Origin of the sequence: Neobacillus niacini, assembly GCF_000759675.1 — a bacterium.
GTDB classification, from domain to species: Bacteria; Bacillota; Bacilli; order Bacillales; family Cytobacillaceae; genus Neobacillus; species Neobacillus niacini_A.
In genome coordinates this window covers 1-353 of sequence record NZ_BAWM01000063.1, presented here as the reverse complement: position 1 = coordinate 353, position 353 = coordinate 1, and the positions used below count along the sequence as shown (strand labels likewise).

The following is a 353-nucleotide window of genomic DNA, read 5'->3' as shown; positions in this document are numbered from 1 at the left end:
AATGTACATCTCCACGCCGCCCCTGGAGGCTTTCCCTCCCATGTCTCAACGGGTCAATTGCCCTCTCATTCCTTCGTCATGCCTTTCCAAGGGGTGGAGGCCAGTTATGCTAAACTGACGGGTCACAGTGCCCTTTTGTTCAATAAACCTGGTACTCCGTACATATTTGAAATCCTACGAATAAGTCAACATTCAAAATTAAAGATAACTATTTAAGATACTTTTTATTCCTATGCTGCTAAAGGAATTAACGCTTGGATTTTATTGGGACAGTAAGACTCATTTCTTCGTGCTATTCCTACAAAAATCCTTGCTAGTTTACCTATCAGTTTCATGATTGATTTCATTTTCTT

General features: G+C 40.2%; 1 protein-coding gene. It reads left to right on the top strand.

Translation table 11 applies throughout. The annotated features are described in order from the left end of the window. Window positions 1-216, top strand: a 216-nt coding sequence (locus TR08_RS33310; protein WP_238579189.1) for a hypothetical protein, incomplete at its 5' end; no start/stop codon positions are given. Window positions 217-353: the final 137 nt, after the last annotated feature.